The organism is Carnobacterium sp., assembly GCF_032094055.1.
Lineage (GTDB): Bacteria > Bacillota > Bacilli > Lactobacillales > Carnobacteriaceae > Carnobacterium_A.
Window position 1 is genome coordinate 13014 of sequence record NZ_DAMDAK010000072.1, and the last position, 603, is coordinate 13616.

Below are 603 nucleotides of genomic sequence, written 5' to 3' on the forward strand. Positions count from 1 at the left end.
TCCGTGAAATCGCAGATGAAGTAGGTGCGTATTTAATGGTCGATATGGCTCATATTGCTGGCCTTATTGCTGCCGGAGTACATCAAAGTCCAGTTCCATATGCAGATGTTGTCACAACAACGACTCATAAGACTTTAAGAGGTCCACGCGGGGGTATGATTTTAGCGAAAGAACAGTATGGCAAAGCTTTAAACAGTGCCATTTTTCCAGGCATTCAAGGAGGTCCGCTGGAACATGTGATTGCTGGAAAAGCTGTTGCATTAAAAGAAGCGATGACACCTGAATTTAAAGAATATGCTGCCCAAGTCATCAAAAACGCTAAAGCGATGGAAGCTGTTTTTAATGCATCGCCGGGTCATTTGATCAGTGGCGGAACAGATAATCACTTATTGTTGTTTGAAGTTACTCAATTTGGATTGAACGGGAAAGAAGCAGAAGCTTTATTGGATGAAGTAGGTATAACAGTCAATAAAAATACTATACCGTTTGAAACACTGAGCCCATTTAAAACAAGCGGAATTCGCATTGGTACGCCGGCAATTACAACGCGAGGTTTTGATGAAGCCGATTCTAAAAAGGTAGCGGAATTAATCGTAGAAACTT

At 41.5% G+C, this 603-nt stretch carries 1 protein-coding gene; it reads left to right on the plus strand.

Annotated elements, in window-relative coordinates; genetic code table 11:
* The coding region (gene glyA, locus RT405_RS10430; RefSeq protein ID WP_313469551.1) for an aminotransferase class I/II-fold pyridoxal phosphate-dependent enzyme at nucleotides 1–603 on the plus strand (603 nt) is incomplete at both ends.